The sequence below is a fragment of the uncultured Rothia sp. genome (genome assembly GCF_963555405.1).
Lineage (GTDB): Bacteria > Actinomycetota > Actinomycetes > Actinomycetales > Micrococcaceae > Rothia.
Genome location: NZ_CAUVVO010000001.1, coordinates 326,946 through 352,898, shown reverse-complemented (window position 1 = coordinate 352,898; position 25,953 = coordinate 326,946). Strand labels below are relative to the sequence as shown.

The following is a 25,953-nucleotide window of genomic DNA, read 5'->3' as shown; positions in this document are numbered from 1 at the left end:
ATTCTCTAACCACCGCCGCCCGGTGAAACTCACCTACGGCACGTTTGGAAGGACCACCCCTGAAAACCATTGAAGATGAAGTCAAGGAAAGCGAGACCAGCCGCTTTCACCGCTGGCTCGAAGCCCGCAAGGAGCGCATGCACGCGCATCCGGTCATGCGTCATCTCTACAAGCCCCTCGTCATCGGTGTGGGCGCCTTCTGCTTTATTGCCGGACTGATTATGCTCGTCACCCCCGGCCCCGGCTGGCTGTTCATCTTCATCGGCCTGGGCATCTGGGGCACCGAATTCACCTGGGCACGCCGCGCCAATATTTTCATGAAGCACGTGGTGCTCACCGCCTGGTACCGCTACTGTGCCTGGCGACAGCAGCGCAAAGAGCGCAAAGCCGCACGTAAGGCAGAACGCAAAGCCGCCGCCGAGAACCATCGCTAAGCCCGCATAAGCTATACCTAGACACAGAAGCCCTCGCTCCCATCCGATAAGGATGGTAGCGAGGGCTTTTATATAGGCTTGTCAGTGAGCTTTAGAGCTTGCCAATAGCAATCTGCAGCATACGGCGAATTGGCTCAGCAGCACCCCACAGCAGCTGGTCACCCACGGTGAACGCGCTAATGTACTCGGGGCCCATAGCGAGCTTACGTACGCGGCCGACCGGAATCTCCAGAGAACCGGAAGCAGCCACCGGGGTCAGCTGCTCCATGGACGCCTCACGCTCGTTCGGCACGAAGCGAACCCAGGGGTTGTCCTCGGCGATGATGCGCTCGATCTCCTCCAGCGGCAGGTCCTTCTTGAGCTTGATGGTCAGCGCCTGAGAGTGCGAGCGCATCGCAGCGATACGGACGCACAGGCCGTCCATGGTGATCTTGTCGTCTTCGGAGCGACCCAGAATCTTGTTGGTCTCGACCTCGGCCTTCCACTCTTCGCGGGACTGGCCGTTACCCAGGTCGGAGTCAATCCAGGGAATCAGGGAGCCGGAGAGCGGCACACCGAACTGGGAGGAATCCAGCTCGCCGGAGCGCTGCTTAGCGAGGACCTTGCGGTCAATGTCCAGGATTGCGGATGCGGGGTCGTTCAGCTCCTCGGAGACCTCGTTGCCCAGGTCGCGGAACTGTGCAAGCACCTCGCGCATGTGGCGGGCACCGCCGCCGGAAGCAGCCTGGTAGGTCATGGAGGTAGCCCACTCGACCAGGTCGTTCTTGAAGAGGCCGCCCAGGCCCATCAGCAGGCAGGAGACGGTGCAGTTACCGCCGACGAAGTCCTTCACGCCGGATGCCAGGCCGCGGTCGATGACGTCGCGGTTAATGGGGTCCAGCACGATGATGGAGTCATCGTTCATGCGCAGGGTGGAAGCGGCATCAATCCACAGGCCGTCCCAGCCGGCTGCACGAAGCTTCGGGTGCACAGCCTCGGTGTAGCCACCGCCCTGAGCGGTCACAATAATCGAGTGCTTACGCAACTCATCAATGTCGTATGCGTCCTTCAGCTCGGACGGCTCAATTACGCCGTCGAAGGTGGGCGCAGCGCCACCAACATTAGAGGTGGTGAAGAAGACGGGGGTAATGCCCTCGAAGTCGCCTTCCTCAACCATGCGCTTCATGAGGACGGAGCCCACCATGCCGCGCCAGCCAACAAAACCTACAGAGTCACCGGGAATAAAGTTCATGGTTCCAAGTGTACTCTCAGGCTGGCGGGTGCGGACTAACACCGTACAAAAAATTTGATATTCGGAACGGGATACCGTGTGAAGAGGCGGGGCTTATTACCGGGGCACCGGGAGTCGCATTAAACACTCAAGCCCGCGGCACTCCGGGAGGGGAGTAGCCGCAGGCTTGAAATGCATGTCTATATCAGCGAGTGAATGAGGGAAGCTTGAACTAGATACGTTCGAGCCGCTGGAACGAGAAGTACATGGGGTTCTTCGTGCCCGACTCATCGAGCAGGTAACCCTTCTCGCTATTCTCCCAGGCGCTCTCGGAGGTGACCCGCCAGCACCCGTTCGGGGAGCTGACCTCGCAGTTACCCGCAGAATTTGCAAGCTGCAGTTCGGGCGCTCGCGTATCGCCGGTAATCTCGTTACCTTCCTGGCAGTAGAAGAGCGTGCGCTCCACCGTCTCCACCCGACCGAAGGCGGGCAGGTCGGTGCGGGAGAGCGCCTCCGCGTACACGGAGCCGCCGCCAATAATCCAGGCATCAACTGCTGCAGCATCTGCAGGGGTATCTTCAACCGGTGCGCCCACGGCGTCACGAGCCGCGTACAGCGCCGCATCCAGCGAAGGAACCCACAGGGCGCCATCACGCTCTTGCGCCTCGGCTACAGAACGGCTAATCACAATATTCGTACGGCCCGGCAGGGGGCGAAAACGCGGCGGAATCGACTCCCACGTGCGGCGACCCATAATCACCGGAGCACCCAGCGTCACCTTCTTGAAGTGCGCCAAATCCTCCGGAGCATACCAGGGCATATCCCCGTCACGACCAATGATGCCGGCATCAGTTTGAGTCCAAATAGCGCCCAGACGATACATCATGCCTCCTAGAACTACCTGCAGTTAGACCGCAATCGGGGCGGCAATACCGGGGTGGTGCTTGTAATCCACCAGTTCAAAGTCTTCGTACTCGTAATCGAAAATAGAAGGCTTCTTGGTTTTAATAACGAGCTTCGGGTACGGGTAGGGCTCACGCGGCGGGTAGGGGTTACCCTCCGGGTCGGTGCCGTAACCCAGCTGCTTCTTCACCTGCTCCAGGTGGTTCGAGTAGATGTGGCAGTCGCCGCCGGTCCAGATGAACTCGCCCGGCACCATGCCGACCTCTTCAGCAATCAGGTAGGTCAACAGCGCGTAGGAGGCGATATTGAAAGGCACGCCCAGGAACATGTCGGCACTACGCTGGTACAGCTGGCAGGACAGCTCCTTCACACCATCGGCGCGTTCGTGCACGTAGAACTGGAACAGCGCGTGGCAGGGCGGAAGCGCCATGCTATCCACCTCGGCAGGGTTCCATGCCGAAACAATATGGCGGCGAGAGCTCGGGTTGTTCTTGAGCGACTCAATGACCTTCGCAATCTGGTCAATCGTGCCGCCATCGGGGGTCGGCCACGAACGCCACTGCACGCCGTACACCGGACCCAAATCGCCGTTCTCGTCAGCCCACTCATCCCAAATGGTCACACCGCGTTCCTGCAACCAACGCACATTCGACGAACCGCGCAAGAACCACAGCAGCTCAATAGCAACCGACTTGAAGTGCACACGCTTGGTGGTAATCAGCGGGAACGACTCACGCAGATCAAAACGCATCTGACGGCCAAAAACACCGAAGGTGCCGGTGCCGGTACGGTCGGAACGTTGCGCATCCGCCGCAATGGCGTCCTTGTTCTCCTCGAGGATTTCGCGCAGAAGATCTTCATAGGGCGTAGGGATTGCGTGAGTCATAAGAAAAACCTTGAATTCTGTCAGTAGACGTGAGAGGCGGCAAAGAAGCAACCGCCCCTCTATTGTAAAACCCCCAAATGGGGTGCAGGTAGAGCAAAGTATATGGATGTTAGTCCAGTGCCGCGCGTACACGCTCCACCGAGACAATACGCGGGTCATCGCCCTCGGTCACCTGCAGGACCAGGGCATCGCCGGGCTCCAGGTACGGGTCCTCAGTCGGCAGGACCTCCGCGGAGCCCTCGAACAGGTACTCGCGCAGAACATCCATCACCTGCGGCAGTACCGGGCGGTGGGTGCACAGCAGTGATGAAGAGTCCTTATCGAACAGCGACGCCACCACGCGGGCAGTACGCGCCGGGTGACGCTGAGCCCCAGCCTCCGACAGGGACTTCTTCTCCTTTACCGAAACACCGTAATCCACCGAATACGGGGTCACGGTCTGAACGCAACGCAGCCACGGGGAAGAAATAATGCGGCTCGGAGCCCACGCCGCAAAGAGACGGCTAGAAGCCAACGCCTGACGCTTACCGGTAGCCGCCAGCGGGCGGTCATCCTCAGCCGCAGCCCAGCTCGAACGAGGCTTCGCCTTCGCGTGGCGGGCAATGAGAATCGGGCGGGTGCGCAACGCGTCCGCCTCCGCGAGAGCCTCCAGGGACTCCAGGGGAGCCAGGTCATCCTCGTTGGTCAGCAGGGCGCGAGCAACCTCGGTGGATACCCAACGCAGCTCATCCACTTCACCCTCATCTGCCAGGGCGCGGGCACCCTCGGGAAGCTCAGCGGACCAGTAGAAGACATCCTTCGGGCGGCCACCCACCGGGTAGGAAGTCACCGCCAGGGGCACGCCCAGAACAACCTGCAGACCGACCTCTTCGCGAATCTCACGAATAGCAGTCTCAGCCAGGGACTCGCCCGGATCCTGCTTGCCCTTAGGCCAGGACCAGTCATCATAACGGGGGCGGTGAATGATCAGGACCTCAAGCGCACCATCGCGCATACGCCAAATCAGTGCGCCAGAAGCAACAATATCCGCGGTGTTCGCGGGGGCGCGGTCAATGCTGTTGACCGCGTCAAAACGTCGTGCCGAGTAGTAGATGGAGGGGGAATCCAGCGGTGCCATATCTCTCTCTGAACCTCTTCGCTAGGCTTGCGCACAATGCCAGAGGGCACCATGCTCCGCGTCTAATTGTAGGTGAGAGAGCGGTCAAGTTGTAATCTCAACGTAACCTGTTGTTCACTTTTGTGCTAAGTGCACTAGTCCACCGCACGTTTTTGCACGACACGCGGAAAACCCCGCCTGCCTCACGCCATAAAGCGCGAGAACAGACGGGGTTCACCCCAGAAATCACCGGTAGGTCAGCGGGCACATCCTTAGACCTTATCGACCACGTTCTTACGGGAACGCGAGCTCAGGTAGTACGACTGCACATCCTGCAGCGGGTTACCCTGATCGTCGGTGTCGTGGCGGGTCCAGTTGCCCTCAGAATCCAGGTGCCAGGTACGCGAAGAATCACTCATATACGTGGTGAACATGTCACGCAGATACTTCACGTGGCGCGGATCCTTCACAGGCACGAGCGCCTCAATGCGGCGGTCCAGGTTGCGGTGCATCATATCGGCAGAGCCAATGTAGACAATCGGATCGCCACCGTTCTCAAACGCAAACACACGCGAGTGCTCCAAGAAGCGGCCCAGCACCGAACGGACGCGAATATTCTCGCTTAGACCCTTAACGCCCGGGCGCAGAGCGCAAATACCGCGAACCACCACATCCACCGGCACACCAGCCTGCGAAGCACGGTACAGCGAATCGATGATGGCCTCATCCACCATGGAGTTGCACTTGATCTGAATCTTCGCCGGGCGGCCAGCCTTGTGGTTCTCAATCTCCTGGTCGATGCACTCAATCAGGCCGCTACGCAGAGTACGCGGCGCTACCAGCAACGACTGGTAGTTAGTCTTCGGTGCGTAACCAGACAGCTGGTTGAACAGGCGCGAGACATCCTCACAAATCTGCTCATCGCAGGTGATGATGCCCAAATCCTCGTAGAAACGAGCCGTCGACGGGTGGTAGTTACCGGTACCAATATGAGCGTAACGGCGCAGGTGGTTACCCTCACGGCGCACCACCAGCGACAGCTTGCAGTGAGTCTTCAGACCCACGATGCCGTACACCACGTGCACGCCGGCGCGCTCCAGCTTACGAGCCCACGAGATGTTGGCTTCCTCATCAAAGCGAGCCTTGATCTCGACCAGTGCCACAACCTGCTTGCCTGCCTCAGCTGCCTCAATCAGCGCATCCACGATGGGGGAGTCACCACTGGTACGGTACAGGGTCTGCTTAATCGCCTGAACACGCGGGTCGGCGGCAGCCTGCGCCAAGAACGCCTGCACACTGGTCGCAAACGAATCGTACGGGTGGTGCAACAGCACGTCGTGGTCGCGGGCGGCAGCGAACACATCCGCAGCCTTCGCGGTCTCGGTGGCGTTGAGCCAACGGGAAGTGTGCGCAATGTGCTTGGGGTAGTGCAGAGCCGGGCGGTTCGCACGAACAATCGCACTCATGCCGCGCAGATCCAGCGGAGCCGGCAGGCGGTACACCTCGGACTCGTCAATGTTCAGCTCAGAAATCAGCAGGTCCAGGATGGTCGGGTTGATGGTGTCCTCAACCTCCAGACGGACCGGCGGACCGAAACGACGGCGCAGAAGCTCCTTCTCTAGAGCCTTCAGCAGGTTCTCAGCATCGTCCTCTTCCACCTCAAGATCCTCATTACGGGTCACGCGGAAGACGTGGTGCTCCACAACCTCCATGCCAGGGAAGAGAGTGTCCAGGTGCTCAGCAATGATGTCTTCGAGCGCAATGTAGCGGCTCTCGCGGCCCGCAGTGTTGGCGGCGCGGGAACCATCCACAGAGACCATGCGGTCCAGCTGATCGGGCACCTTCACGCGGGCGAACAGCTCCTTGCCGGTCTGCGGGTTACGCACCAGCACCGCAAGGTTCAGCGACAGACCCGAAATGTAGGGGAAGGGATGCGCCGGGTCAACCGCCAGCGGAGTCAGAATCGGGAAGATGTCCTGCATGAACTCCTGACGCAGGCGCTGCTTAGCGTCCGCATCCAGGTCGTTCCAACCCACGATGCGGATGTTCTGCTCCTCCAGAGCGGGCAGAACCTGGTTGTGGAACACATCGGCGTGGCGTTCCTGTAGCTTGTGGGCACGCTCAGCAATCTCTTCCATCTGCTCCTCGGGGCTCAGGCCCGCCGCCGAAGGCACCGCCAGGCCGGTCGCAATGCGGCGCTTCAGACCCGCCACACGCACCATGAAGAACTCGTCCAGGTTAGACGCCACAATCGACAGGAAGTTCAGACGCTCCAGCAGGAACAGGTTCGGGTCCTCCGCCAGCTCCAGCACGCGGGTGTTGAAGTCCAGCCAGCTGCTCTCACGGTCGAAGAAACGCTCCGGGCCGAATTCCTCTTCCAGGCTGAAGTAGGAGCGCTTCTCACCCTTCTCAATGCGGTCACCGCGAGACTCGGCACGCTCAATCTTCGAAATATCGTGGCCGATGTGAATGACACCGGTCATGGGTGCCGGCTCAGACGGCTTAGGCTTAGGCGCCTTATTCAGGCCATTGGGGGCGGGTACCATACTGTACTTGCCTTTCTGCTCGGGGATAAGTCGTGAAGAGGGGCACCAACTGCGGCGCACCAAAACTAGGCGGCAGGCTCAGCCTGCTGGGCGGGGGCGTACATGCGGTCTACCGTTGCCACACCGAAACCCAAGGAAGTGTAGAGGGAGTATGCGGCGGTGTTATCGGCGTCCACGTACAGGTCGATGGCGCGTAGCGGCTCGCCGTTCTCATCCTCCGCGCAAGCCAGGTACGCCAGCGCGCGCAGGGTGAGGGTTCGGCCCAGACCGCCTCCCTGTGCCTGCGGGTTCACACCCACCACGTAAATCTCGCCGGAGGGGGACAGCTCGCCCTGCTCCTGACCGGTCGGGATCTTCGTCCAGGTGAACGCCGCAATCGCAGAATCGTCATCAACCTCGGAGGCGATGAAGAAACCTTCGGGACGGAACCAGGGGGAGCCGGTGCGCTCGCGCAAATCGGCGAGGGTGAGCTTGCCCTGCTCGGGGTGGTGCGCAAAAGCGGCAGCGTTCACGCGTAGCCAGGGGAATTCGTCCGCGCCGGTGAAGGTGCGCATCCGCAGGTTTTCGGGGAGGGTGCGTGCATCGGAGCGTTCCACGAGCTCTTCGCGGGTCTGTGCGTCCAGGGGCAGAACCATCTTGTACAGCACTCGCACCGGCTCGAAGCCGTGCAGGGTCGCGAATGCGTGGGCGGGGCTTTCAATGCCGGTGTCGGTGGCGCTGCCGTGAACCCAGAGGCGGTAGCGTACGGCGTCTTCACCCAGCTGGCGGACGGCGTGGTCGAAGAACGCGCTACCGGTGCCTCGTCCGCGGTATTCGGGGGCGACGGCGGCCTCAATCACGCCTGTATCTTCGTCATGTGCGGGGGTGAGCGCCACGAAGACAGCAGCAAGGGTGCCGTTGTCCTCTGCGACAAAGAAACGCGGAGGGGTGAGGGTGCTTTCGCGTAGCGCCTTGCTCAGCTCGATGCGGGTCTGCTCGGAGAACGCCGAAACGCCGTCGTGCTTGGCAACCGCCTGGGCAAAGGAATCGAATCGTTCCAGCAGCTCTTCGGTGAGCTGCGGTTCCGCGTAAACAAGGGAGCTTTCAGCGGGCAGGGTGGAGGGATTGGGTGTCTGACTGTGTACCATCATCGCCTTCTTTCGTAGCCTTCTGATTCAACTCTACCGGGGATGATTGCTCTTTGAAGAGTTTGCTCTTCGTCTTGGGCGAATATGACAAGAACCGGAACATTTACACATTCTGGTACCTGGTTCAGCGGCGAGGCTACTCGAGAACGGGCACACCAAAACAGCGGATGGTGCCGCAAAATTTAGCGGGTGCTGTTGAAGGAATAGCCCACGTTACGCACGGTCGAGATCATCTGCTCGTACTCGGTGCCGAGCTTGGAACGCAGACGACGCACGTGCACGTCCACGGTGCGGGTGCCGCCGTAGTAGGAATCGTAACCCCACACCTCGGAGAGCAGCTGGGCGCGGGAGAAGACGCGTCCGGGGTGCTGAGCCATGAACTTGAGCAGTTCAAACTCTTTGAAGGTCAGGTTCAGTGCGGTACCGGAGAGATGCGCCGAGTACGCCTGTGTGTCAATGACGAGGTTGCCCGCGCGCACGATGCGTTCTTCGGAGCTTTCTTCTTCCGCGGCTGCGTCGCTCTTGATGGCGAGGCGCAGGCGCGCATCCATTTCGGAGGGGGATGCCTGGTCAGAGACGATATCGTCCACCTGCCAGGAGGCGGCAACCGCCGCCATGCCGCCTTCATTCAGGAGTGCGATGAGCGGCAACTGCACACCGGCGGCGCGCAACAGCTGGGCGCATTGGCGTGCCTTGACGAGCGCGGTGCGGGCGTCGACCATGAGCAGGTCGAAGGTCTCGGATTCGAGGGCGGTGTGGGCGGTGTCGAGGGGGAAGACGTGTACCTTGTGGCTGAGCAGGCTCAGCGAGGGGATCATATCCTGCGCGGCGGTGTCGCTCATGAGCGCAATACGGTACACACCCTCTCCTTTCCTATGTATTTCCCGTGTAAAACTTTTGGGCTCTTTCTAGTGTACTCGCACGCCCGCTCTGGGGTGCTGGAGTGGTGTTTGGGTGGGTGCTGGTATCGCATGGCGGACTGTTGCTGAACTCTGCCTGCCCGGAGGCGATGGGGGCGTGCGCAGCGACTGTTGCGGTGAGTGTTGTGGTGGCTACCGCGGGCGGGGTGTCCACTATGTTTCTGCCGCTGATTCTGCGCCCTTTCGGGGCGGGTCTGTGGTAGGTTTAAGGCATGGAAAACAATCTTATGGCTCTTGAAGCTCTCTTCATGTCGTTGATGGCTATCATCTCCGTGTGCATCGGTATCGGTGCATTCGCAGTGTTGCGTGGCCTCTTCAGCGGTCAGAAGTAGTCTTCCCGCACAGAGCAGAAGCATCGCCCACACAGGGCTTTAGGCGGTCGTACGGTTCGTACCGCCTCGCCAATGACGGCGTGAACCCCCACCCGGTCCCCTCCGGTTGGGGGTTTTCTATATGTCTGATGCCGGGCGTGGACGGGGAATTATCCCGCGCCGAGGGCGAACGAACAGGGTGCCGTTGTACGCTCGGGTACTAAAATAGGGGGTATGGCTATTGAAATCCCTACCAACCTAACCCCTGAACTTGTTCCCTTCGCATGGCTGCTCGGCACCTGGGAGGGTACCGGAACCATGTGGTACGAAGGCCAGGAAAACACCCCCTTCGGCCAGATTATTACTTTTGAGCAGGACGGCCTGCCCTTCATTGAATACCGCGCTGAGTCTTTCCTGCTCGACGACGAGGGTCAGAAGCTGCGCCCCATCACCGTTGAGACCGGCTTCTGGCAGATTGACCGCCCCCTGACCGACGCCGACGGCGGCTTCGGTATCGTTCCCAAGGACGTTATTCCCGCCTTCGCTGACGCTGAGAGCGTTGAGACCCTGCGCAACGAGGACGACGGCTTCTCGCTGTTGGCAACCATCGCGCACCCCGGCGGTATTAGCGAGAACTACGTGGGCATGGTCAAGGGCCCGGTCATTCGCATGCAGACCGGCAACCTGCTGCGCGACGACATCTCCCACGAGTACGCGGGCTCCGTGCGTCTGTGGGGCCTGGTCAACGGCAACCTCATGTGGGACTGGGAGGTCGCAGACGCCGAGGGTAAGCTGCACAAGCACGCCTCCGCTGAGCTTCGTAAGACTTCCTCGATGACCGGCGACTCCCTGGGCACCTCGATGTTCGGTTCCCTGGACGGCGAAGAGCCCACCGGCGAGCCCGGCTCCGAGCCCACCGCCTAATACATTACTTATGTCTGCCCCGCTGAATGGCGGGGCAGACTCTTTGCGTGAAAGGTGCACCTTCCGTGACTGATTCTTCGCTTGAAGCCCCTCAGGCTGAGGCACCCCAGCCTGATGCCGCCCGCCCGGTGAGCCCCCTGCTGGGCCTGCACGGCGCTTTTGCCGCCTCCGGCCTGGATGCCGGCGTCGCCGCGCACTACGGCAACCCCATGCTGGAGCAGCGCGCCCTCAGCTTTGACCGATCCGCGCAGGAGCAGGAACCGCTGGTGCTGGTGGACCGCTCCTCCATGGGCGTGGTGCGTGTTACGGGTCCGGATCGTCAGACCTGGCTGACCTCCATCGCCTCGCAGATTCTGACCGGCATGACCTCCGGGGAGAGCCGCGAGTTCCTGCTGCTTTCACCCCAGGGGCGCGTGGAGTACGCCCCGGCTGCTATCGAAGACGGCGAGGCGCTCTGGCTCATCGTTGAGGGCTACCAGGCTCAGCCGCTGACCGATTACCTGAACCGCATGAAGTTCATGATGCGCGTTGAGGTGCAGAACCTCAGCGACGAGTACGCCGTGCTGGAGAGCGCCCGCAACCCGATTCTGCAGGACGGTTCGGTGCATCCTGCGCTCGCCGAGGCTAAGCCGCTGGTGTGGGAGGATCCCTGGCATACTCCGGCACCTGGCAGCTACCGTTATGATGAGGCGGGTGACGCCCACCCTGGCGCGGACTACGTGCGTTTCTTGAGCATTGTGCCGCGCTCTGTCCTGCCGGCCCTGGCTGAATCTGCGGAGGCGCGTTTTGCGGGCCTGTGGGCTGCGGAGGCTCTGCGTATTGAGGCGTGGCGCCCGCGCTACGGTACCGAGGCTGACGATAAAACCATCCCTCAGGAGCTGGATTACACCCGTACCGCGGTGCATTTCGATAAGGGTTGCTATAAGGGCCAGGAGACAGTCGCTCGTGTGCATAACCTGGGTCGCCCGCCGCGCCGCCTGGTGTTCTTGGATATTGACGGTTCGGAGCACACCCTGCCTGCGGCCGGTAGCGAGCTGTTCGTGGAGGGTAAGTCCCGCCCGGTGGGTCGTATTACCTCGGTGGCGTTGCATCATGAGGCGGGTCCGATTGCGCTGGCTGTGATTAAGCGCGGCGTTGATCCGCAGGCGCCTTTGCGTGCGGTTGACGGCGGCGATTTCCTGCCCGATGGTTCGCCGGCACCGGCTACCGAGTACGCGGTGGCACAGACGACGGTGGTTTCGCCGGAGTCCGGTGAGGTGGCGCGTCGTTCTTTGGCGGGTCAGGATTTCTTGAAGCGTTAGGCGCTTCCCGGCCTCAAACTGCCTGAACTAGAAAATACCTCAGATAAAACCGCGGAGGCGGGCACCCGTTACGAGTGCCCGCCTCCGCGGTTTTAGTATGTGTGCTCAGCAATCTTGCCGAGCTTATGGGGTTTAGCGGCCGAAGAGGACGGCTGCTTCGTCCCAGCGTTCCTGAGGTACGGACTTCAGGCCGTCCAGTGCCTCTTCGAGGGGGACGTACTTGATTTCGGTGCCCTGAACGGAGACCATCTTGCCCCACTGCTTCTGAGCGACCATGTCGACTGCGCCCATGCCCAGGCGGGTTGCGAGCACGCGGTCGTAGCCGGTGGGTGCGCCACCGCGCTGGATGTGGCCCAGGATGGTGTTACGGGTTTCGACGCCGGTCATCTTCTCGATTTCCTGGGTGATGTACTCACCGATACCACCGAGGCGGGGACGACCGTCCTTCTCGGTACCCTTGTTTGCCATGACGTCGTCGAAGCCTTCGGGGATGAAGCCCTCAGCAACAACAACCAGGGGAGAGCGGCCGCGGTCGTGTACTTCCTTGACCCATTCTGCAACCTGCTCCATGGAGACCTTGACTTCGGGGATCAGGATTGCGTGTGCGCCTGCTGCCATACCGGAGTGCAGTGCGATCCAACCGACGTGGCGGCCCATGACCTCTGCGACCATGCAGCGGTGGTGCGATTCACCGGTGGTGCGGATGCGGTCCATTGCCTCGGTTGCGATGGAGACTGCGGTGTCGAAGCCGAAGGTGTAGTCGGTTGCGCGCAGGTCGTTGTCGATGGTCTTGGGAACACCGATGACGGGCAGACCTGCGTCTGCCAGACGCTTTGCGCCTGCGAGGGTGCCTTCACCACCGATAGCGACGATTGCGTCGATGCCGTGGCGTTCCATCATGATTTCGATGTTCTCGGGGCCACCGTTGGGGCCGTCGAAGGGGTTGGTGCGGGAGGTACCGATGATGGTGCCGCCCTGGGATGCCAGGCCGCGGACCTTCTGGCGGGGCAGGTCCATGTAGTCGCCTTCAACGACGCCGCGCCAGCCATCGCGGAAGCCGACGAACTCGTAGCCGTACTTCTTGACGCCGTTGAGGACAGCGCCGCGGATGACAGCGTTCAGGCCGGGGCAGTCGCCGCCGGAAGTAAGCAGACCGATCTTCATGGTTGGCTCCTAATGTCTGCGCGTTTTAGGTGTTGTGCGCGCGTGTATATAACTATGACCTCCACGATTTCGGCGCATGAATGTGCGCCGGTCGGGAGGTCGTTCTCTTGGTCTCTATTTTAGCGATGTTTGGGTTGTGTTGGTAGTGGTGGAATGGCGTGGGAATGCCCAAATCGCGGCATAAAAGTTCAGGTTTTTGAAACCTGTATGTTTGGGTTTGAAGTACAAATAGCCGCCGCTTCCCACTTATGGCACCGAAGAGGCAAATGAGGCCTCCGCGCATCCGAAAAGATGCGGGAGGCCTCGAGCGTTTTAAAAATATTTTTAAATCTTTGTGGGATTCCCGGTTTTTAGGACATAAAACGGTCAATAGCCCTGTGTTTGATCGTTTTGTGCCGGTTCACCCAACACCTAAACCGCACCTCCCGCCGGAGCGAGAGACGCGGTTCGGAGAGTCGCGAACTAGTCGCGTGCCTGACCGAGGAACTTCTGCAGGCGAGCCAGGCCCTCTGCCAGGTCCTGGTCGCTCAGGGCGTAGGAGAGGCGCAGGTAGCCGCTGGGGCCGAATGCCTCGCCGGGAACTACAGCGACCTCGGCCTTTTCGAGGATGAGCTCGGCGAGCTCTGCGGAGGTTTGGGGGCGTACGCCCGCGATTTCCTTGCCGAGCAGTTCGCGTACGTCCGGGTAGGCGTAGAACGCGCCGGTGGGTACGGGGCAGTGTACGCCTTCAATAGCGTTCAGGCCGTCGACGATGGTGCGGCGGCGGCGGTCGAAGGCAGCGTGCATGATTTCCACGTCCTCCTGCGGGCCGGTCAGCGCGGCAAGCGCTGCGCGCTGGGCGATGTTGTTGACGTTGGAGGTCATATGGGACTGCAGGTTGGAGGCTGCGGCGATGACGTCGCGCGGGCCAATCATCCAGCCAACACGCCAACCGGTCATGGCGTAGGTCTTTGCCACGCCGTTGAGGATGACGCACTGGTCGGCGAGCTCGGGCACTGCCTTCAGGATGGAGACGGAGTCGGTGCCGTCGTAGGTGAGGTGCTCGTAGATTTCGTCGGTCAGTACGAAAATGCCCTTGGAAAGTGCCCATTCGCCAATCGCGCGGGTCTCTTCTTCGGTGTAGACGGCACCGGTCGGGTTGGAGGGGGAGACGAAGATGAGCGCCTTGGTCGCGGGGGTGTAGGCGGCTTCGAGCTGCTCGACGGTGACCTTGTAGTGCTGGTCGCTACCGGCGAAAACCTCGATGGGGTTACCGCCAGCCAGGCGGATGCATTCGGGGTAGGTGGTCCAGTAGGGTGCGGGCAGAAGCACGTCGTCGCCTTCGTCGATGACGGTTGCGAATGCCTGGTACACGGCCTGCTTGCCGCCGTTGGTGACGATGACCTGGGAGGGGTCGACCTCTACACCGGAGTCGCGCAGGGTCTTCTCCGCGATGGCCTTCTTCAGCTCGGGCAGGCCGGATGCGGGGGAGTAGCGGAAGTTCTTGGGGTCGTTGAGTGCTTCGCGTGCGGCGTCCACGATATGCGCGGGTGTGGGGAAGTCCGGTTCGCCTGCACCGAATCCAATGACGGGGCGTCCCTGAGCCTTGAGTGCTTTTGCCTTTGCGTCGACGGCAAGGGTTGCGGAGGGTGCGATGGCACCGATGCGGCTTGAAATACGCGCCATGGGGCTCTCTTCTCTTTCTTCGTGTGCGCTGCCGGCGTGAAGTCGACAAGGAAAACAGGTGATTGGAATGCGCGGGTGGGACCGTCTCGCGTGCGTTGCGCGAGGGTGTAAGTGGCGTTCCTTTTATATAGGATACGGTCCACTAGTAGCGATGCGGAACCCTTCGTCAAGGTATCTCAAGAGGTTTTTCGAAAAATATTACATTCTGAAGTTGCATCGGCCCCGAAAGATGGTTTACAGTTAGTTCTGCACCCGCAAGGGTGTAATTGTTTGCCCCTCTAAAGCCACGGCTTAGAGGCAATGGAGGAGTAAACGAGTGAGAAGCAACTCTCACACCTGAAGTGAAAACTTCAAAGGGTGGTGGCTCAATTGGTAGAGCAGCGGTCTCCAAAACCGCAGGTTGCAGGTTCGAGTCCTGTCCGCCCTGCTTTTATTGCCTCAATAAATAACTTTGTACGCCCGCACCCCGGGCGTACTTTTTTAGACTCAGAAAGGGGCAGAAGAAATGGCATCGTCTGCTACCGCCGAGAAGGCTGTTCAGCCCGGCGCATCGTCGAAGAGCGATAAGAAGCTCGGTTTCTTCGGCCGTATTTTTGCATTCCTCCGTGAAGTTTTTGCGGAGTTGAAGAAGGTTACTACTCCCACCGGACGCGAACTGGTTGGTTACTTCTTCGGAGTTCTGTTCTTTGTCGTGGTGATGCTCCTTCTTATTTCTGGTCTGGATTATCTTTTCGGCCAGGGAGCATTCTGGATTTTCGGTAACGGAACCATTCAGCGTAACTAGTACTGGCTGCATCCTTATCTGGGGTGCCCCATCAGTGATTTCCCTCAGCGCATTGGCGAGTGGGAGTCCCCTCTAGATGATTAACGATAGAAAGTAGGAGCGACGTGTCCGAGCAGGAACTGGTATCCGAGATTGAAGAGGTCGAGGTAGCCGCTGCTGAGGCTACTGAGGAGTCTGCGGCTATTGAGCAGCAGGCTGAGGAAGCTACCGAGGCTGTCGAGGTGGCTGAAGCAGCTGCTGAGGCGGTTGAGGAAGTCGACGCTCTGGAAGAATTCAAGTCCAAGCTGCGCCGTCAGGCGGGTGACTGGTACGTGGTGCACACCTACTCCGGTTACGAGAATAAGGTGAAGACCGGTATCGAGACCCGTATCCAGAACCTGGAAGCTGAAGATGAGATCTTCGAGGTTCAGGTTCCCATGGAGACCGTGGTTGAGTTCAAGAACACCGTGAAGAAGACCATCCGCCGCGTGCGCGTTCCCGGTTACGTTCTGGTTCGTATGGAACTGACCGACCACTCGTGGGGCGTTGTCCGTCACACCCCGGGTGTGACTGGCTTCGTGGGCCAGGATGCGTACAACCCGGTCCCGCTGCGTATGGACGAGGTCTTTGACATGCTCCTGCCGGTCTTCGAAGAGCAGCAGCAGAGCCAGGGCCTGCCCGTTTCCAAGCCCGTTATCGAGTCCGACTACACTGTGGGCGAGAACGTCCGCGTGAAGTCCGGTGCTTTCGAGGGCATGGACGCTACCGTTTCGGAGATCAAGGGCGAGTCCCAGCAGATTGTCGTGATGATTTCCGTCTTCGGCCGCGACACCCCGGTGACCTTGAGCTTCACCGAGATCGAAAAGATTTAACGCTTCTAGCGTGTGAATATGAGCCTCGCACTTTGGTGCGGGGCTCATATTGCGTATGGGCGTCTTGAACTGTGCGAGCTGTGCGGGTGGGGTTTACTCTTTCTGCTAGCTGGCGCTGGATTAAGTCGCTGATTAACGCTAAAATGTTGGTTTGTGTATGCGCATGTCACGCTTTCATGCGGATGCACGGGTGGCCGCGCCACGGTCACCATCTTGCCGGCGTACGCTCCTGTGCGTCGGTTCCCAGCTAAGAAAAGGACCCTACATTGGCTCCCAAGAAGAAGGTCACTGGCCTCATCAAGCTGCAGATCCAGGCAGGCGCCGCTAACCCGGCTCCCCCCGTCGGCCCCGCACTGGGCTCGCACGGTGTGAACATCATGGAGTTCTGCAAGGCATACAACGCTGCAACTGAGTCGCAGCGCGGTAACATCATCCCCGTTGAGATTACCGTCTACGAGGATCGCTCCTTCACCTTCATCACCAAGACCCCTCCGGCTTCCCAGCTGATCAAGAAGGCTGCTGGCGTTGCCAAGGGCTCCGCTGTTCCTCACACCACCAAGGTTGGCTCGCTGACCGAGGCTCAGGTGCGCGAAATCGCTGAGACCAAGATGCCCGACCTGAACGCAAACGACCTGGATGCAGCATCCAAGATCATCGCAGGTACCGCTCGTTCCATGGGTATCACCGTCGAGTAATTTCGGTTCGCCGAATAGCCGAGTAATCGGCACCGTAGATTTTTCTACACAGAACTTGTAAATGCCCGTCGTATGGACGGGATGTGGCAGAGCCGAGCGCGGCTCACGAGACCACAACTGCATAAGGAGAAAAGCAGATGGCAAAGCGCAGCAAGGCGTACAAGGCAGCTGTAGCCAAGATTGAAGAGGGTAAGCTCTACACCCCCGCTGAGGCAGTTGCCCTGGCGAAGGAAACCTCTTCCACCAAGACCGACGCAACCGTTGAGGTTGCAATGCGTCTGTCCGTTGACCCCCGTAAGGCAGACCAGATGGTTCGCGGTACCGTGAACCTGCCCCACGGCACCGGTAAGACCGCTCGCGTGGTCGTTATCGCAGCAGGCCCCAAGGCTGCTGAGGCTGAGGCAGCTGGCGCTGACTACGTTGGTTCCGACGAGCTGATTGCAAAGATCGCTGGCGGCTGGACCGACTTCGACGCAGCGGTTGCAACCCCCGACATGATGGGCAAGGTCGGCCGCCTGGGTAAGATCCTGGGTCCCCGTAACCTGATGCCGAACCCCAAGACCGGTACCGTGACCATGGATGTTGCAAAGGCTGTTGCAGACATCAAGGGCGGTAAGATCGACTTCCGCGTTGACCGTAACTCCAACCTGCACTTCATCATCGGTAAGGCTTCCTTCACCGCTGAGCAGCTCGAGGAGAACTTCCAGGCAGCTCTGGAAGAGGTTAACCGTCTGAAGCCCTCTTCGGCTAAGGGTCGTTACATCTCCAAGGCAACCGTTGCTACCACCTTCGGCCCCGGTATCCCCGTTGATCCGGCTGCCGTTGCTGCCTAAGGTATGCACCTGTAGCTTCTAGCTTTAGCTAGTGATCGCCCCCGACGTTTAGGCGTCGGGGGCGATTTTTTGTGCATGATTTTGTCTGTGTGAAGATTCAAAACACAGCGTTAAGATTCAAGATGCAGCGTGAAGATTCAAGACATTGCGTGACCGGCGTCAGTTAAAGTACGTCACGGACTTCCAGCTTTTATAAGCTTAAAACATAGAATGATTTTCGAGCTCCCCGGTTCCTTGGGCCTGTCCATGTCCCGGCACCGTCGAAACACATATTGGGGCCGTGTGCCCCTATTCTGCCCTACAACCATGAGAGGTAAAACCTAATGCCTTCTTCCCTCCAGAGCGAGCAGAGCGCCCGCCGCGGCCTCAGCGTGCCGGTCAATTATTTTGCGGTGGCGCTGGGCACCGGCGCGCTGGGTGCTGCCTGGCGTACCGGTGCGTCGAAGGGGCTGGCGCCTGACTGGGTGGGTGAGAGCATCCTGGCTTTTAATGCCGTGGTGTGGCTGCTTCTTATGGGTTTTCTGGTTCACGCGGTGGTGAAGTACCGTGCGTGGGTGTGTGGTTTTTGGGAGCATCCGGCGCGTACCTGCTTCTTTTCGCTGGTTCCGGCGACGACGGCGCAGGTGGGTGCGGCTCTCTACCCGTATGTTGAGGTTCCGGCTCTCACGCTGGTTGTGCTGGGCGGAGTGGGGCAGCTGTATTTCGCTTCTCATCGTATTGCTGGCACGTGGCGTGGCGGGTATGCGCCCGAGGCTGCCTCGCCAGTGTTGTACCTGCCGACTGTGGCGACAAATTTTGCGACCGCTACGGCGATGGGTTTTGTCGGATGGCGCGATATGGCGATGCTCTTCTTCGGTGCGGGTCTGATTTCGTGGTTTAGCATTGAGGGCGCGATTCTGAGCCGTCTGCGTACCCTGACCCCGCTACCTCAGGGGGAGCGCGGCATTATTGGTATCCAGATGGCTCCGCCTTTTGTGGGTGGTAACGCGTACCTGGCGGCTAACGGCGGCACGGTGGACTGGTTCTTCCTTGTGCTGACCGGTTACGGCATTTTGCAGCTGTTCTTCTTGATGCGCTTGCTTCCGTGGACTCTTGAGGGTGGCTTCTCGATGAGCATGTGGGGTTTCTCCTTCGGTATGGCATCTATGGCGGCGAGTGGTATTCGCCTGACCTCGGCTGGCATGCTGGGGCTGGTGGGTCCTGCTCTGACGGTGGCGGGTACTGCTTTCTTGATTTTCCTGTGGGCGGGCACGCTGTATTTGGCGGTGAAGGGACGCCTGTTGGTGCGCCCGAGCTAAGGTTTCCGTGTGGGGTACCGGCGTGAGGTTAGTGTGCTGTTGTATGACGGCGCTTATCTTCTGCGCCCGTGCCGGGTGCGGGTTTCGGCGATAATGGGGGAATGACTTCTGCATCCCACTCTTCTTCTGTTGCGGCTTCTGAGCCTTTTGACGGCTTGCGTATTCGAGGTATCGCGAAGACTTTTGGCACCGATACGACGGTTCTGAATGAAATTGACCTGGATGTGCATCCGGGCGAGATGATTTCTCTGGTTGGTTCTTCGGGCACGGGTAAATCCACGCTGCTGCGTATTATTGCGGGTCTGGAGGAGCCGAGTGCCGGCCGGGTGACCTATGCCGGACAGCCTCTGGAGCGCGGCTCGGTGGGTGTGGTCTTCCAGCGTCCCATTCTGTACCCGCACCTGAGTGTGAAGGATAATATTCTGTTCCCGACGCGTCTGCGTGCGTTCTCCGGTGGTGCCGATATGGACTACTACCGCGAGCTGTTGGCGGCGTTGAAGCTTGAGGGCCTGGAGGACCGTAAGCCTTCGCAGCTATCGGGTGGTCAGGCTCAGCGTGTGGGTATTGCGCGTGCACTGATTCGCCGTGCTCCGGTGGTGCTTTTTGATGAGCCGCTGGCGAGTGTGGATGAGGAGATGAGCGCGAGTATTCGCGCGGATATTGTGCGTCTGCACGAACGCTACGGTTTTACGGGCCTGTACGTGACCCACGATCAGAATGAGGCTCTGATGCTGGGTCACCGTGTGGCGGTTATGGATGCCGGCTACCTGGTGCAGGTGGATACTCCGGAGCGGCTGCTGGCGCATCCGCATACTCTGCAGGTGGCGAAGCTTTTGGCGGCACCCGCGCTGAATCTATTGGAGCTTGAGGACTCTGCGTCTCTACCTGCCGGGTGCGAGCTGGCGATTCGTGCGACCGCCTTGCATCCGGTGGCGGCAGATGCTGCTCACGCCCTACCGGTGCAGGTGCTCGGCTACCGTCACCTGGTCGGTGGCATGCTGTACCGTGGGCGTCTGCTGGAGGCGGTTTCCCTGCCTCTGGAATCTCAGCGGGCTTCAGCAGAAACAGAGCTGAGCGCCCAAAAGTATGCCCGAGTGCGTGCGGACCAGGAACTGGAGTTCTTTATCCCGGATGCGCAGGGTACCACTTCCCTAAACGTGGGGCAGCGGGTGCACCTGGGGGTGGCTGCTGGGCGCTGCTTCTTGTTTGCCCAGGGAAAGCGTTTTTACCTCTAAAACGTGGTTTACCGGGTCTTCCAGAGGGGATAAAGCGCGGGTTAATCGGCTTAAAGAGGGGCTTTAAGTGATTAACCCCGCTTAATCACGTTTTTAACTTGCGACTCGGGCTTTAACCTGAGATGATGAATAAACCAAAGACCGCCGGTCTAGAACTATGTCCTTTATCGCCACCTCGATGGAGACGAAGAACAGAGTTCTGATAAGAGCAGATTTCACTAGAAATCGCCGCCCGCGTAGGTAACTCGAAGTGAATAGCCGTTGCCCTCATGCAGGGTGTCGTCTATCGTGCCTCGTACGCCTACGCGTCGGGGCATTTTTTATTGCTTGCAATAAATGCTTCGAGGCTCTACCGGCGACCTTACAAGAATCGGAAGAAGGAACTACCATGGCGACTCAGGAAAAGATCGCTGCAGTATCCGAGCTGAAGGAACTCTTCGAAGCTTCGAACGCAGTCATCCTGACCGAATACCGCGGTCTCACTGTTGCACAGCTCAAGGAGCTGCGCCGCGCACTCGGTGCAGAGACCGAATACGCCGTGGTGAAGAACACGCTGGCTGCTATCGCAGCTAAGGAAGCTGGCATCGACGCATTCGAAGGCCACCTCCAGGGTCCCTCCGCACTGGCATTCATCAAGGGCGACCTGATTGATGCTGCTAAGGGCCTGCGTGACTTTGCCAAGGCTAACCCCCAGCTGATCGTGAAGAACGGTTACTACGAAGGTGCCGCTCTGACCGAGGACGACGTCAAGCGCTACGCTGACCTGGAATCCCGCGAGGTTCTGCTGTCCAAGGTTGCAGGTGGCGCAAAGGCAGCCATCGCACGCATCGCACAGGTTGCAGACGCACTGCGCGTCAAGCTGGAGGAGCAGGAAGGCGCAGCTCCCGCTGCTGCCGAGGAGGCTTCGGAAGAGGCATAAGCCCCTTTCGTGCTACTGCACCAGCGCTGAGATACTCAGCAGCGTGAACGCGAATAGCGTGTAACGCACCCTAAATTTGACCGACCCTTTCGGGGTAGGTACTGAAGTTTTACACCGCGGGCGTCAGTCCGCACCAGATAGTGAAGGAGCCAAACAATGGCTAAGCTGTCCATCGAAGAACTCATTGCAGCATTCAAGGAACTGTCCCTCGTTGAGGTTTCCGAGTTCGTCAAGGCATTCGAGGAAGAGTTCGACGTCACCGCAGCTGCTCCCGTTGCAGTTGTAGCAGGCGGCGCAGCAGGCGAGGCTGCTGAAGAGAAGTCCGAGTTCGACGTTATCCTGGAGTCCGCTGGCGACAAGAAGATCGCAGTGATCAAGGAAGTTCGTGCCCTGACCTCCCTCGGCCTGAAGGAAGCAAAGGACCTGGTTGACAGCGCTCCCAAGGCTCTGCTCGAGGGCGTTTCCAAGGAAGACGCTGAGAAGGCTAAGGAGCAGCTCGAGGCTGCTGGCGCAACCATCACCCTCAAGTAATCGACTTCTTCTCGATTCTTACGCGGGCGGTGCATCCATCGGATGTGCCGCCTCGCGGCATTTAACAGCCCCGCGCCTACCCCGGCATAAGACTAGGGAGGTGCGGGGCTTTGTCGTGCCCGCTCTTTTCTCCTGTAGCAAACGGGGTATGCGCCACATAATCAGCAGGTGGCGTATAAGCCGCTGTGGCCGCCCTGTGCCTCGGATAAGAGAGGCTGAGAGCACTGTGGCTCCTCTCTCCTGGAGCCCAGCAATGGGGGATAGGTGCCGTATGATGGGATGAGACAACCCAGACATTCCTTTGCACGAAAGCGGATAGACATGAGCGAGCAGAAGAAAAAGAAGAAGAGCGCAACCAAGCGACCCGCCCGCGACTTGGCGGCTGAAGCACAGCAGATCCTGGACGCTTTCGGTGCCGGTGTTCGTGAAGACCGCGACTACCCGGCTCTGCACCTGGCACCTCCCGTGGGCCGTCTGAACGACCCGAACGGCCTGGTCTTCGACGGCAAGCGCTACCACGCCTTCTACCAGTACTCGCCCCTGCACCCGGAGCGTATGGTTTACTGGCGCCACGCGGTCAGCGAGGACCTGACCCACTGGACTGATGAGGGCACCGCGCTGGTTCCCGATAGCCGCTACGATTCGCACGGCTGCTACTCCGGCTCCGGCATTAAGGTCCCCGGCGGTTTTGAATTCTTCTACACCGGTAACGTGAAGGACGAAGAAGGCAACCGCGAAACCTACCAGATTCTCGCTACCGCGGGTGAGGACGCGAAGCCGACCCGTCAGTTGCCCCCGCTGATTTCCGGCCCCGCAAAGGGCTACACCGCGCACTACCGCGACCCGCACGTCTTCGAGCGTAACGGCGAATGGTGGATGGTCATCGGCGCTCAGCGCGAGGATCTGACCGGCGCTGTCGTCGTGTACACCTCCGCCGACCGCCGCGAGTGGACCTTCCGCGGCGAGCTGGGCATCAAGGATAAGACCCTCAAGGGCACCTACATGTACGAGTGCCCCTCCCTGCTGAGCATGCGCGATGAGCTGACCGGCGAGATCCGCGACGTGCTGATTTTCAGCCCGCAGGGCATGCAGCCCCTCGGCGAGAAGTACAACAACATTTTCCAGAGCGGCTACATTGTCGGTTCGCTGGATAACGAGACCCTCAAGTTCACCGTGGAGACCCCCTTCACCGAGCTGGATGCAGGTTTCGAGTTCTACGCCCCGCAGACCATCTCCGGCACCGGCCTGACCTCCGACCCGAAGGCACCGCACACCGTGAGCGGCGATGCCCCGGTGATGATCGCGTGGCTGGGCAACGCAGACCAGGACGACCTGCCCTCGTGGAGCCACCGCTGGGTGCACATGTTCACCTACCCGCGTGAGCTGCACCTGCGTAACGGTAAGCTGTTCCAGCGCCCGGTGCCGCAGCTCAACGACGCTATGGAGATGAAGCCGCTGTACCGCGAAGAGGAGAAGGGCAAGCTCGTCGAGCTGAAGAACGCCCTGACCTTCCGTCTGCGCGGCCGCGTGAACGTCTCGGATGAGCGCGTGAAGCTGAAGATTAAGGACACCCACGGCGTGGCACTGAGCATCGTCCTTGATAAGGACTTTGTGCAGATGGACCGTGGCGGTACCCGCTACACCGAGGGCGGTAGCCTGCGCCGCCGCACCCTGAAGCGTTCGAAGATTCGCGAGTTTGACCTGCTCGTGGACGGCTCGGCAACCGAACTGTACGTGGGCGGCAAGCTGGTCGCATCCATGGGTGCTGAGGTCATGACCGCTCGCACCTTCTTCAAGGGCGATAAGCGCCGCGTCCGCCTGACCGGTGGCGAGGTACTGTCCCTGGAGTACGGCCGCCTCTAAACCGTTTTATAGGCGTTAGGAGCTGCCCACACGGGTGGTTTTCGGTAATTTCTGAATATGTCTGAGGGCTCACTTTCCATGTGGAGGGTGAGCCCTCGCTTTTAAGAACTTTCCCGTGATACCATGTTTTACATCCGATATGTCAAACGTATGACATATGCATGACATGCACACACAGACATATCTCACCTCATTCACAAAGCATCATACGGTGGTGCTCCAAACAAAGGAGAGCGAGCGTGGACCACAAGTCAGTGGCACAGCGCGTGCTGAAGGACGTCGGTGGCGTCGGCAACATTCTTGCAGCCGCGCACTGCGCAACCCGCCTTCGCCTCGTCCTGAAGAACCAGGACAAGGTCGACCAGGCAGCAATCGACAACGACGAGGATCTCAAGGGCAGCTTCCTCAACGCTGGCCAGTTCCAGATCATCGTCGGCCCCGGCGACGTCAACGAGGTGCACAAGCACCTGATTGCCGCTGGCGCACCCGAGGCATCCAAGGATGACCTCAAGAGCATCGCCGCGAAGCAGGGCAACATTGTCTCCCGCTTCATCAAGACCATTGCCGACATCTTCGTGCCGCTCATCCCGGTGCTGGTCGGTGGCGGTATGCTGATGGCGGTCAACAGCGTGCTGACCTCTAAGGGTATCTTCGGCCCGCAGCCCTTCATTGAGATGTACCCCGAGTGGGAGGGCTTCGCGGATATCGTGAACCTGCTCTCCGCAGCGCCCTTCGCCTTCCTGCCCGTGCTGGTTGGTTTCTCCGCCACCAAGGTCTTCGGCGGTAACCCCTACCTGGGCATGACCATGGGTGCCGCTATGGTGTCCCCCGCCCTGATGAACGGCTACAGCGTCGCAAAGTCACTGGCAGGCGTTGAGGGTGCTGACCCCATGACCTACTGGAACCTCTTCGGCCTGCAGGTTCAGCAGGCGGGCTACCAGGGTACCGTGCTGCCCATCATGCTGGTTGCATTTATCCTGGCGAACATTGAGAAGTTCTTCCACAAGGTCCTCAAGGGCACCATCGACTTCATCTTCACCCCGACCCTCACCATCCTCATCACCGGCTTCCTGACCTTCCTGCTGGTCGGCCCGCCGATGTTCCAGCTGGGTACCTGGCTGGGTGAAGGTATCAACTGGCTCTACACCGTTGCCGGCCCGTTGGGTGGTCTGATCTTCGGTACCTTCTACGCATTCATCGTGATGACCGGTATGCACCAGGCATTCCCGCCCATCGAGATGAGCCTGTGGGCAACCGGCGGTTCCTTCATCTTCGTTGTTGCCTCCATGTCTAACGTGGCTCAGGGTGCTGCCGCAGCCGGTGTCGCGCTGACCACCAAGAACAAGAAGATCAAGGGCATTGCTTCGGCATCCGCACCTTCCGCATTCCTGGGTATTACCGAGCCCGCAATGTTCGGTGTGAACCTGGCTCTGCGCTGGCCCTTCTACATTGCAATCGTTTCCGCGGGTATTGGTGCAATGGTTGCTTCCATCCTGAACGTGAAGGCAATTGCTCTGGGTGCTGCTGGCTACATCGGCTTCCCCTCTATTAGCCCCACCACCGGCGCGGGCTGGGCTGGCTTCTTTGGCAGCCTCATCCTGACCACCGTCATCGCTTTCGTTGCCTCCTTCATCTGGGGCAAGAAGGTCGAAGCTGGTAACACCGAGGCTGCTGAGGCACCTGCTGCTGCTCCCGTTGCTGCCGCAGCCGCTGCGGCTCCCGCAGCAGCTGCTACTTCTGAGGCTGAAGCTGGCGAGAGCGTCGAGATCGGCTCCCACATGGTCGGTTCCGTGGTTCTGCTGGCTGACGTCAAGGACCCCACCTTCTCCTCCGGCGCGCTGGGTGCAGGCACCGCAGTGGAGCCCACCGAGGGTAAGCTCTACGCACCGGTTGACGGCAAGATCACCGTCGCATTCCCCACCGGCCACGCATACGGTCTGCGCACCGAGGATGGCCTGGACCTGCTGATGCACATCGGCATGGACACCGTTGAGCTCGACGGTAAGCACTTCGAACCCAAGGTTGCTAAGGGCGACACCGTCAAGCGTGGCGATGTTATCGCTGAGTTCGATATCCCCGCCATCAAGGCGGCTGGCTACCCGCTGGCAACCCCCATGGTGATCACCAACGCCAAGAAGGCAGCTGCTTCGGTTGAAGATGTCCAGGCTTCGGGCGCATCTGTCACCAATGCAGATTCGCTCCTGAAGGTTGCACTGAAGGCAAAGGCTAACGCATAGTCTGCACTCTTAGTGAGTAGATAACCTCAACGTGATGTACACCCCGTACCGCTCTTCCTAGAGCTGGTGCGGGGTGTTCAATTTTTCCTGCAATGCTGTGAAAAAAGTGTGTGAATACATATGCATTAAAATTATGCATATTGGTGCAATATTAGCTAGCGCACAATGGTGCATGGTCATGAAAAATGTCTTGATAAGGCAGAATTTATTAGCCAGGAGT

The 25,953-nt window shown here is 59.8% G+C and carries 22 protein-coding genes and 1 tRNA gene; 14 read left to right on the top strand and 9 right to left on the bottom strand.

Annotated features, from left to right (window positions below; translation table 11 throughout):
- Positions 1 to 44 precede the first annotated feature (44 nt).
- Positions 45 to 434 carry a PGPGW domain-containing protein gene (locus RWL87_RS01435; RefSeq protein WP_070688601.1) on the top strand — a complete coding sequence of 130 codons (390 nt, stop codon included), beginning with the start codon at positions 45 to 47 and terminating at the stop codon, positions 432 to 434.
- Positions 435 to 525: 91 nt separating this feature from the next.
- On the opposite strand, the gene asd is transcribed toward RWL87_RS01435, so the two are convergent.
- The 7 genes from asd to RWL87_RS01400 all read right to left on the bottom strand — a co-directional run bounded on the left by asd (position 526) and on the right by RWL87_RS01400 (position 9,062).
- Positions 526 to 1,665, bottom strand: coding sequence for an aspartate-semialdehyde dehydrogenase (gene asd, locus RWL87_RS01430; RefSeq protein ID WP_313968642.1), 1,140 nt, complete (start codon positions 1,663 to 1,665; stop codon positions 526 to 528).
- A 211-nt stretch (positions 1,666 to 1,876) separates the two neighbouring features.
- Positions 1,877 to 2,527 carry a dihydrofolate reductase gene (locus RWL87_RS01425; RefSeq protein WP_313968648.1) on the bottom strand — a complete coding sequence of 217 codons (651 nt, stop codon included), beginning with the start codon at positions 2,525 to 2,527 and terminating at the stop codon, positions 1,877 to 1,879.
- Positions 2,528 to 2,551: 24 nt separating this feature from the next.
- Complete coding sequence (locus tag RWL87_RS01420) at positions 2,552 to 3,433, bottom strand: thymidylate synthase (RefSeq protein ID WP_070846802.1); 882 nt, start codon at positions 3,431 to 3,433, stop codon at positions 2,552 to 2,554.
- Between the two features lie 109 nt (positions 3,434 to 3,542).
- Positions 3,543 to 4,550: an NUDIX hydrolase gene (locus RWL87_RS01415; protein ID WP_313968641.1), complete on the bottom strand. Its 1,008-nt coding sequence runs from the start codon at positions 4,548 to 4,550 to the stop codon at positions 3,543 to 3,545.
- A 251-nt stretch (positions 4,551 to 4,801) separates the two neighbouring features.
- Positions 4,802 to 7,075: an RNA degradosome polyphosphate kinase gene (locus RWL87_RS01410; protein ID WP_313968640.1), complete on the bottom strand. Its 2,274-nt coding sequence runs from the start codon at positions 7,073 to 7,075 to the stop codon at positions 4,802 to 4,804.
- Between the two features lie 65 nt (positions 7,076 to 7,140).
- Positions 7,141 to 8,205 carry a mycothiol synthase gene (mshD, locus tag RWL87_RS01405; protein ID WP_313968639.1) on the bottom strand — a complete coding sequence of 355 codons (1,065 nt, stop codon included), beginning with the start codon at positions 8,203 to 8,205 and terminating at the stop codon, positions 7,141 to 7,143.
- 179 nt (positions 8,206 to 8,384) lie between these two features.
- Positions 8,385 to 9,062 (bottom strand): response regulator transcription factor, encoded by a 678-nt coding sequence (locus RWL87_RS01400; RefSeq protein WP_294627594.1) that lies wholly within the window; start codon positions 9,060 to 9,062, stop codon positions 8,385 to 8,387.
- A 605-nt stretch (positions 9,063 to 9,667) separates the two neighbouring features.
- Here RWL87_RS01400 and RWL87_RS01395 point away from each other — a divergent pair.
- Positions 9,668 to 10,357, top strand: a complete 690-nt coding sequence (locus RWL87_RS01395) for an FABP family protein (RefSeq protein ID WP_070634875.1) — start codon at positions 9,668 to 9,670, stop codon at positions 10,355 to 10,357.
- 65 nt (positions 10,358 to 10,422) lie between these two features.
- Positions 10,423 to 11,658: a folate-binding protein gene (locus RWL87_RS01390; RefSeq protein WP_313968638.1), complete on the top strand. Its 1,236-nt coding sequence runs from the start codon at positions 10,423 to 10,425 to the stop codon at positions 11,656 to 11,658.
- 132 nt (positions 11,659 to 11,790) lie between these two features.
- Here RWL87_RS01390 and RWL87_RS01385 read toward each other — a convergent pair whose 3' ends face one another.
- A complete protein-coding gene (locus RWL87_RS01385) occupies positions 11,791 to 12,822 on the bottom strand; it encodes a 6-phosphofructokinase (protein ID WP_313968637.1) in 1,032 nt (343 codons plus the stop codon).
- A gap of 462 nt (positions 12,823 to 13,284) precedes the next feature.
- Entirely contained in the window at positions 13,285 to 14,487 is a 1,203-nt protein-coding gene (locus RWL87_RS01380; RefSeq protein WP_313968636.1) for a pyridoxal phosphate-dependent aminotransferase, read from the bottom strand.
- A gap of 354 nt (positions 14,488 to 14,841) precedes the next feature.
- Here RWL87_RS01380 and RWL87_RS01375 point away from each other — a divergent pair.
- From RWL87_RS01375 to RWL87_RS01325, 11 genes are all read left to right on the top strand, one after another.
- A tRNA-Trp gene (locus RWL87_RS01375) sits at positions 14,842 to 14,914 on the top strand.
- 78 nt (positions 14,915 to 14,992) lie between these two features.
- Complete coding sequence (secE, locus tag RWL87_RS01370; RefSeq protein WP_005504868.1) at positions 14,993 to 15,271, top strand: preprotein translocase subunit SecE; 279 nt, start codon at positions 14,993 to 14,995, stop codon at positions 15,269 to 15,271.
- A gap of 104 nt (positions 15,272 to 15,375) precedes the next feature.
- Complete coding sequence (nusG, locus tag RWL87_RS01365) at positions 15,376 to 16,122, top strand: transcription termination/antitermination protein NusG (RefSeq protein WP_313968635.1); 747 nt, start codon at positions 15,376 to 15,378, stop codon at positions 16,120 to 16,122.
- Positions 16,123 to 16,388: 266 nt separating this feature from the next.
- Positions 16,389 to 16,817, top strand: coding sequence for a 50S ribosomal protein L11 (rplK, locus tag RWL87_RS01360; RefSeq protein ID WP_005504870.1), 429 nt, complete (start codon positions 16,389 to 16,391; stop codon positions 16,815 to 16,817).
- Positions 16,818 to 16,954: 137 nt separating this feature from the next.
- Complete coding sequence (gene rplA, locus RWL87_RS01355; protein WP_005504876.1) at positions 16,955 to 17,650, top strand: 50S ribosomal protein L1; 696 nt, start codon at positions 16,955 to 16,957, stop codon at positions 17,648 to 17,650.
- 323 nt (positions 17,651 to 17,973) lie between these two features.
- Positions 17,974 to 18,948, top strand: coding sequence for a TDT family transporter (locus RWL87_RS01350; protein WP_313968634.1), 975 nt, complete (start codon positions 17,974 to 17,976; stop codon positions 18,946 to 18,948).
- Between the two features lie 101 nt (positions 18,949 to 19,049).
- Positions 19,050 to 20,183: an ABC transporter ATP-binding protein gene (locus RWL87_RS01345; protein ID WP_313968633.1), complete on the top strand. Its 1,134-nt coding sequence runs from the start codon at positions 19,050 to 19,052 to the stop codon at positions 20,181 to 20,183.
- A 388-nt stretch (positions 20,184 to 20,571) separates the two neighbouring features.
- Positions 20,572 to 21,102 carry a 50S ribosomal protein L10 gene (gene rplJ / locus RWL87_RS01340; RefSeq protein WP_049338065.1) on the top strand — a complete coding sequence of 177 codons (531 nt, stop codon included), beginning with the start codon at positions 20,572 to 20,574 and terminating at the stop codon, positions 21,100 to 21,102.
- 156 nt (positions 21,103 to 21,258) lie between these two features.
- Positions 21,259 to 21,633 carry a 50S ribosomal protein L7/L12 gene (gene rplL / locus RWL87_RS01335; RefSeq protein ID WP_005504884.1) on the top strand — a complete coding sequence of 125 codons (375 nt, stop codon included), beginning with the start codon at positions 21,259 to 21,261 and terminating at the stop codon, positions 21,631 to 21,633.
- Positions 21,634 to 21,954: 321 nt separating this feature from the next.
- Positions 21,955 to 23,496: a glycoside hydrolase family 32 protein gene (locus tag RWL87_RS01330; RefSeq protein ID WP_313968632.1), complete on the top strand. Its 1,542-nt coding sequence runs from the start codon at positions 21,955 to 21,957 to the stop codon at positions 23,494 to 23,496.
- 239 nt (positions 23,497 to 23,735) lie between these two features.
- Positions 23,736 to 25,733: a glucose PTS transporter subunit IIA gene (locus RWL87_RS01325; protein WP_313968631.1), complete on the top strand. Its 1,998-nt coding sequence runs from the start codon at positions 23,736 to 23,738 to the stop codon at positions 25,731 to 25,733.
- Positions 25,734 to 25,953: the final 220 nt, after the last annotated feature.

Coding starts and splice junctions, on each gene's coding strand:
- asd (WP_313968642.1), bottom strand. CDS start 1,665: ATGAACTTTATTCCCGGTGACTCTGTAGGTTTTGTTGGCTGGCGCGGC.
- RWL87_RS01425 (WP_313968648.1), bottom strand. CDS start 2,527: ATGTATCGTCTGGGCGCTATTTGGACTCAAACTGATGCCGGCATCATT.
- RWL87_RS01420 (WP_070846802.1), bottom strand. CDS start 3,433: ATGACTCACGCAATCCCTACGCCCTATGAAGATCTTCTGCGCGAAATC.
- RWL87_RS01415 (WP_313968641.1), bottom strand. CDS start 4,550: ATGGCACCGCTGGATTCCCCCTCCATCTACTACTCGGCACGACGTTTT.
- RWL87_RS01410 (WP_313968640.1), bottom strand. CDS start 7,075: ATGGTACCCGCCCCCAATGGCCTGAATAAGGCGCCTAAGCCTAAGCCG.
- mshD (WP_313968639.1), bottom strand. CDS start 8,205: ATGATGGTACACAGTCAGACACCCAATCCCTCCACCCTGCCCGCTGAA.
- RWL87_RS01395 (WP_070634875.1), top strand. CDS start 9,668: ATGGCTATTGAAATCCCTACCAACCTAACCCCTGAACTTGTTCCCTTC.
- RWL87_RS01385 (WP_313968637.1), bottom strand. CDS start 12,822: ATGAAGATCGGTCTGCTTACTTCCGGCGGCGACTGCCCCGGCCTGAAC.
- RWL87_RS01380 (WP_313968636.1), bottom strand. CDS start 14,487: ATGGCGCGTATTTCAAGCCGCATCGGTGCCATCGCACCCTCCGCAACC.
- secE (WP_005504868.1), top strand. CDS start 14,993: ATGGCATCGTCTGCTACCGCCGAGAAGGCTGTTCAGCCCGGCGCATCG.
- rplA (WP_005504876.1), top strand. CDS start 16,955: ATGGCAAAGCGCAGCAAGGCGTACAAGGCAGCTGTAGCCAAGATTGAA.
- RWL87_RS01350 (WP_313968634.1), top strand. CDS start 17,974: ATGCCTTCTTCCCTCCAGAGCGAGCAGAGCGCCCGCCGCGGCCTCAGC.
- RWL87_RS01345 (WP_313968633.1), top strand. CDS start 19,050: ATGACTTCTGCATCCCACTCTTCTTCTGTTGCGGCTTCTGAGCCTTTT.
- rplJ (WP_049338065.1), top strand. CDS start 20,572: ATGGCGACTCAGGAAAAGATCGCTGCAGTATCCGAGCTGAAGGAACTC.
- rplL (WP_005504884.1), top strand. CDS start 21,259: ATGGCTAAGCTGTCCATCGAAGAACTCATTGCAGCATTCAAGGAACTG.
- RWL87_RS01330 (WP_313968632.1), top strand. CDS start 21,955: ATGAGCGAGCAGAAGAAAAAGAAGAAGAGCGCAACCAAGCGACCCGCC.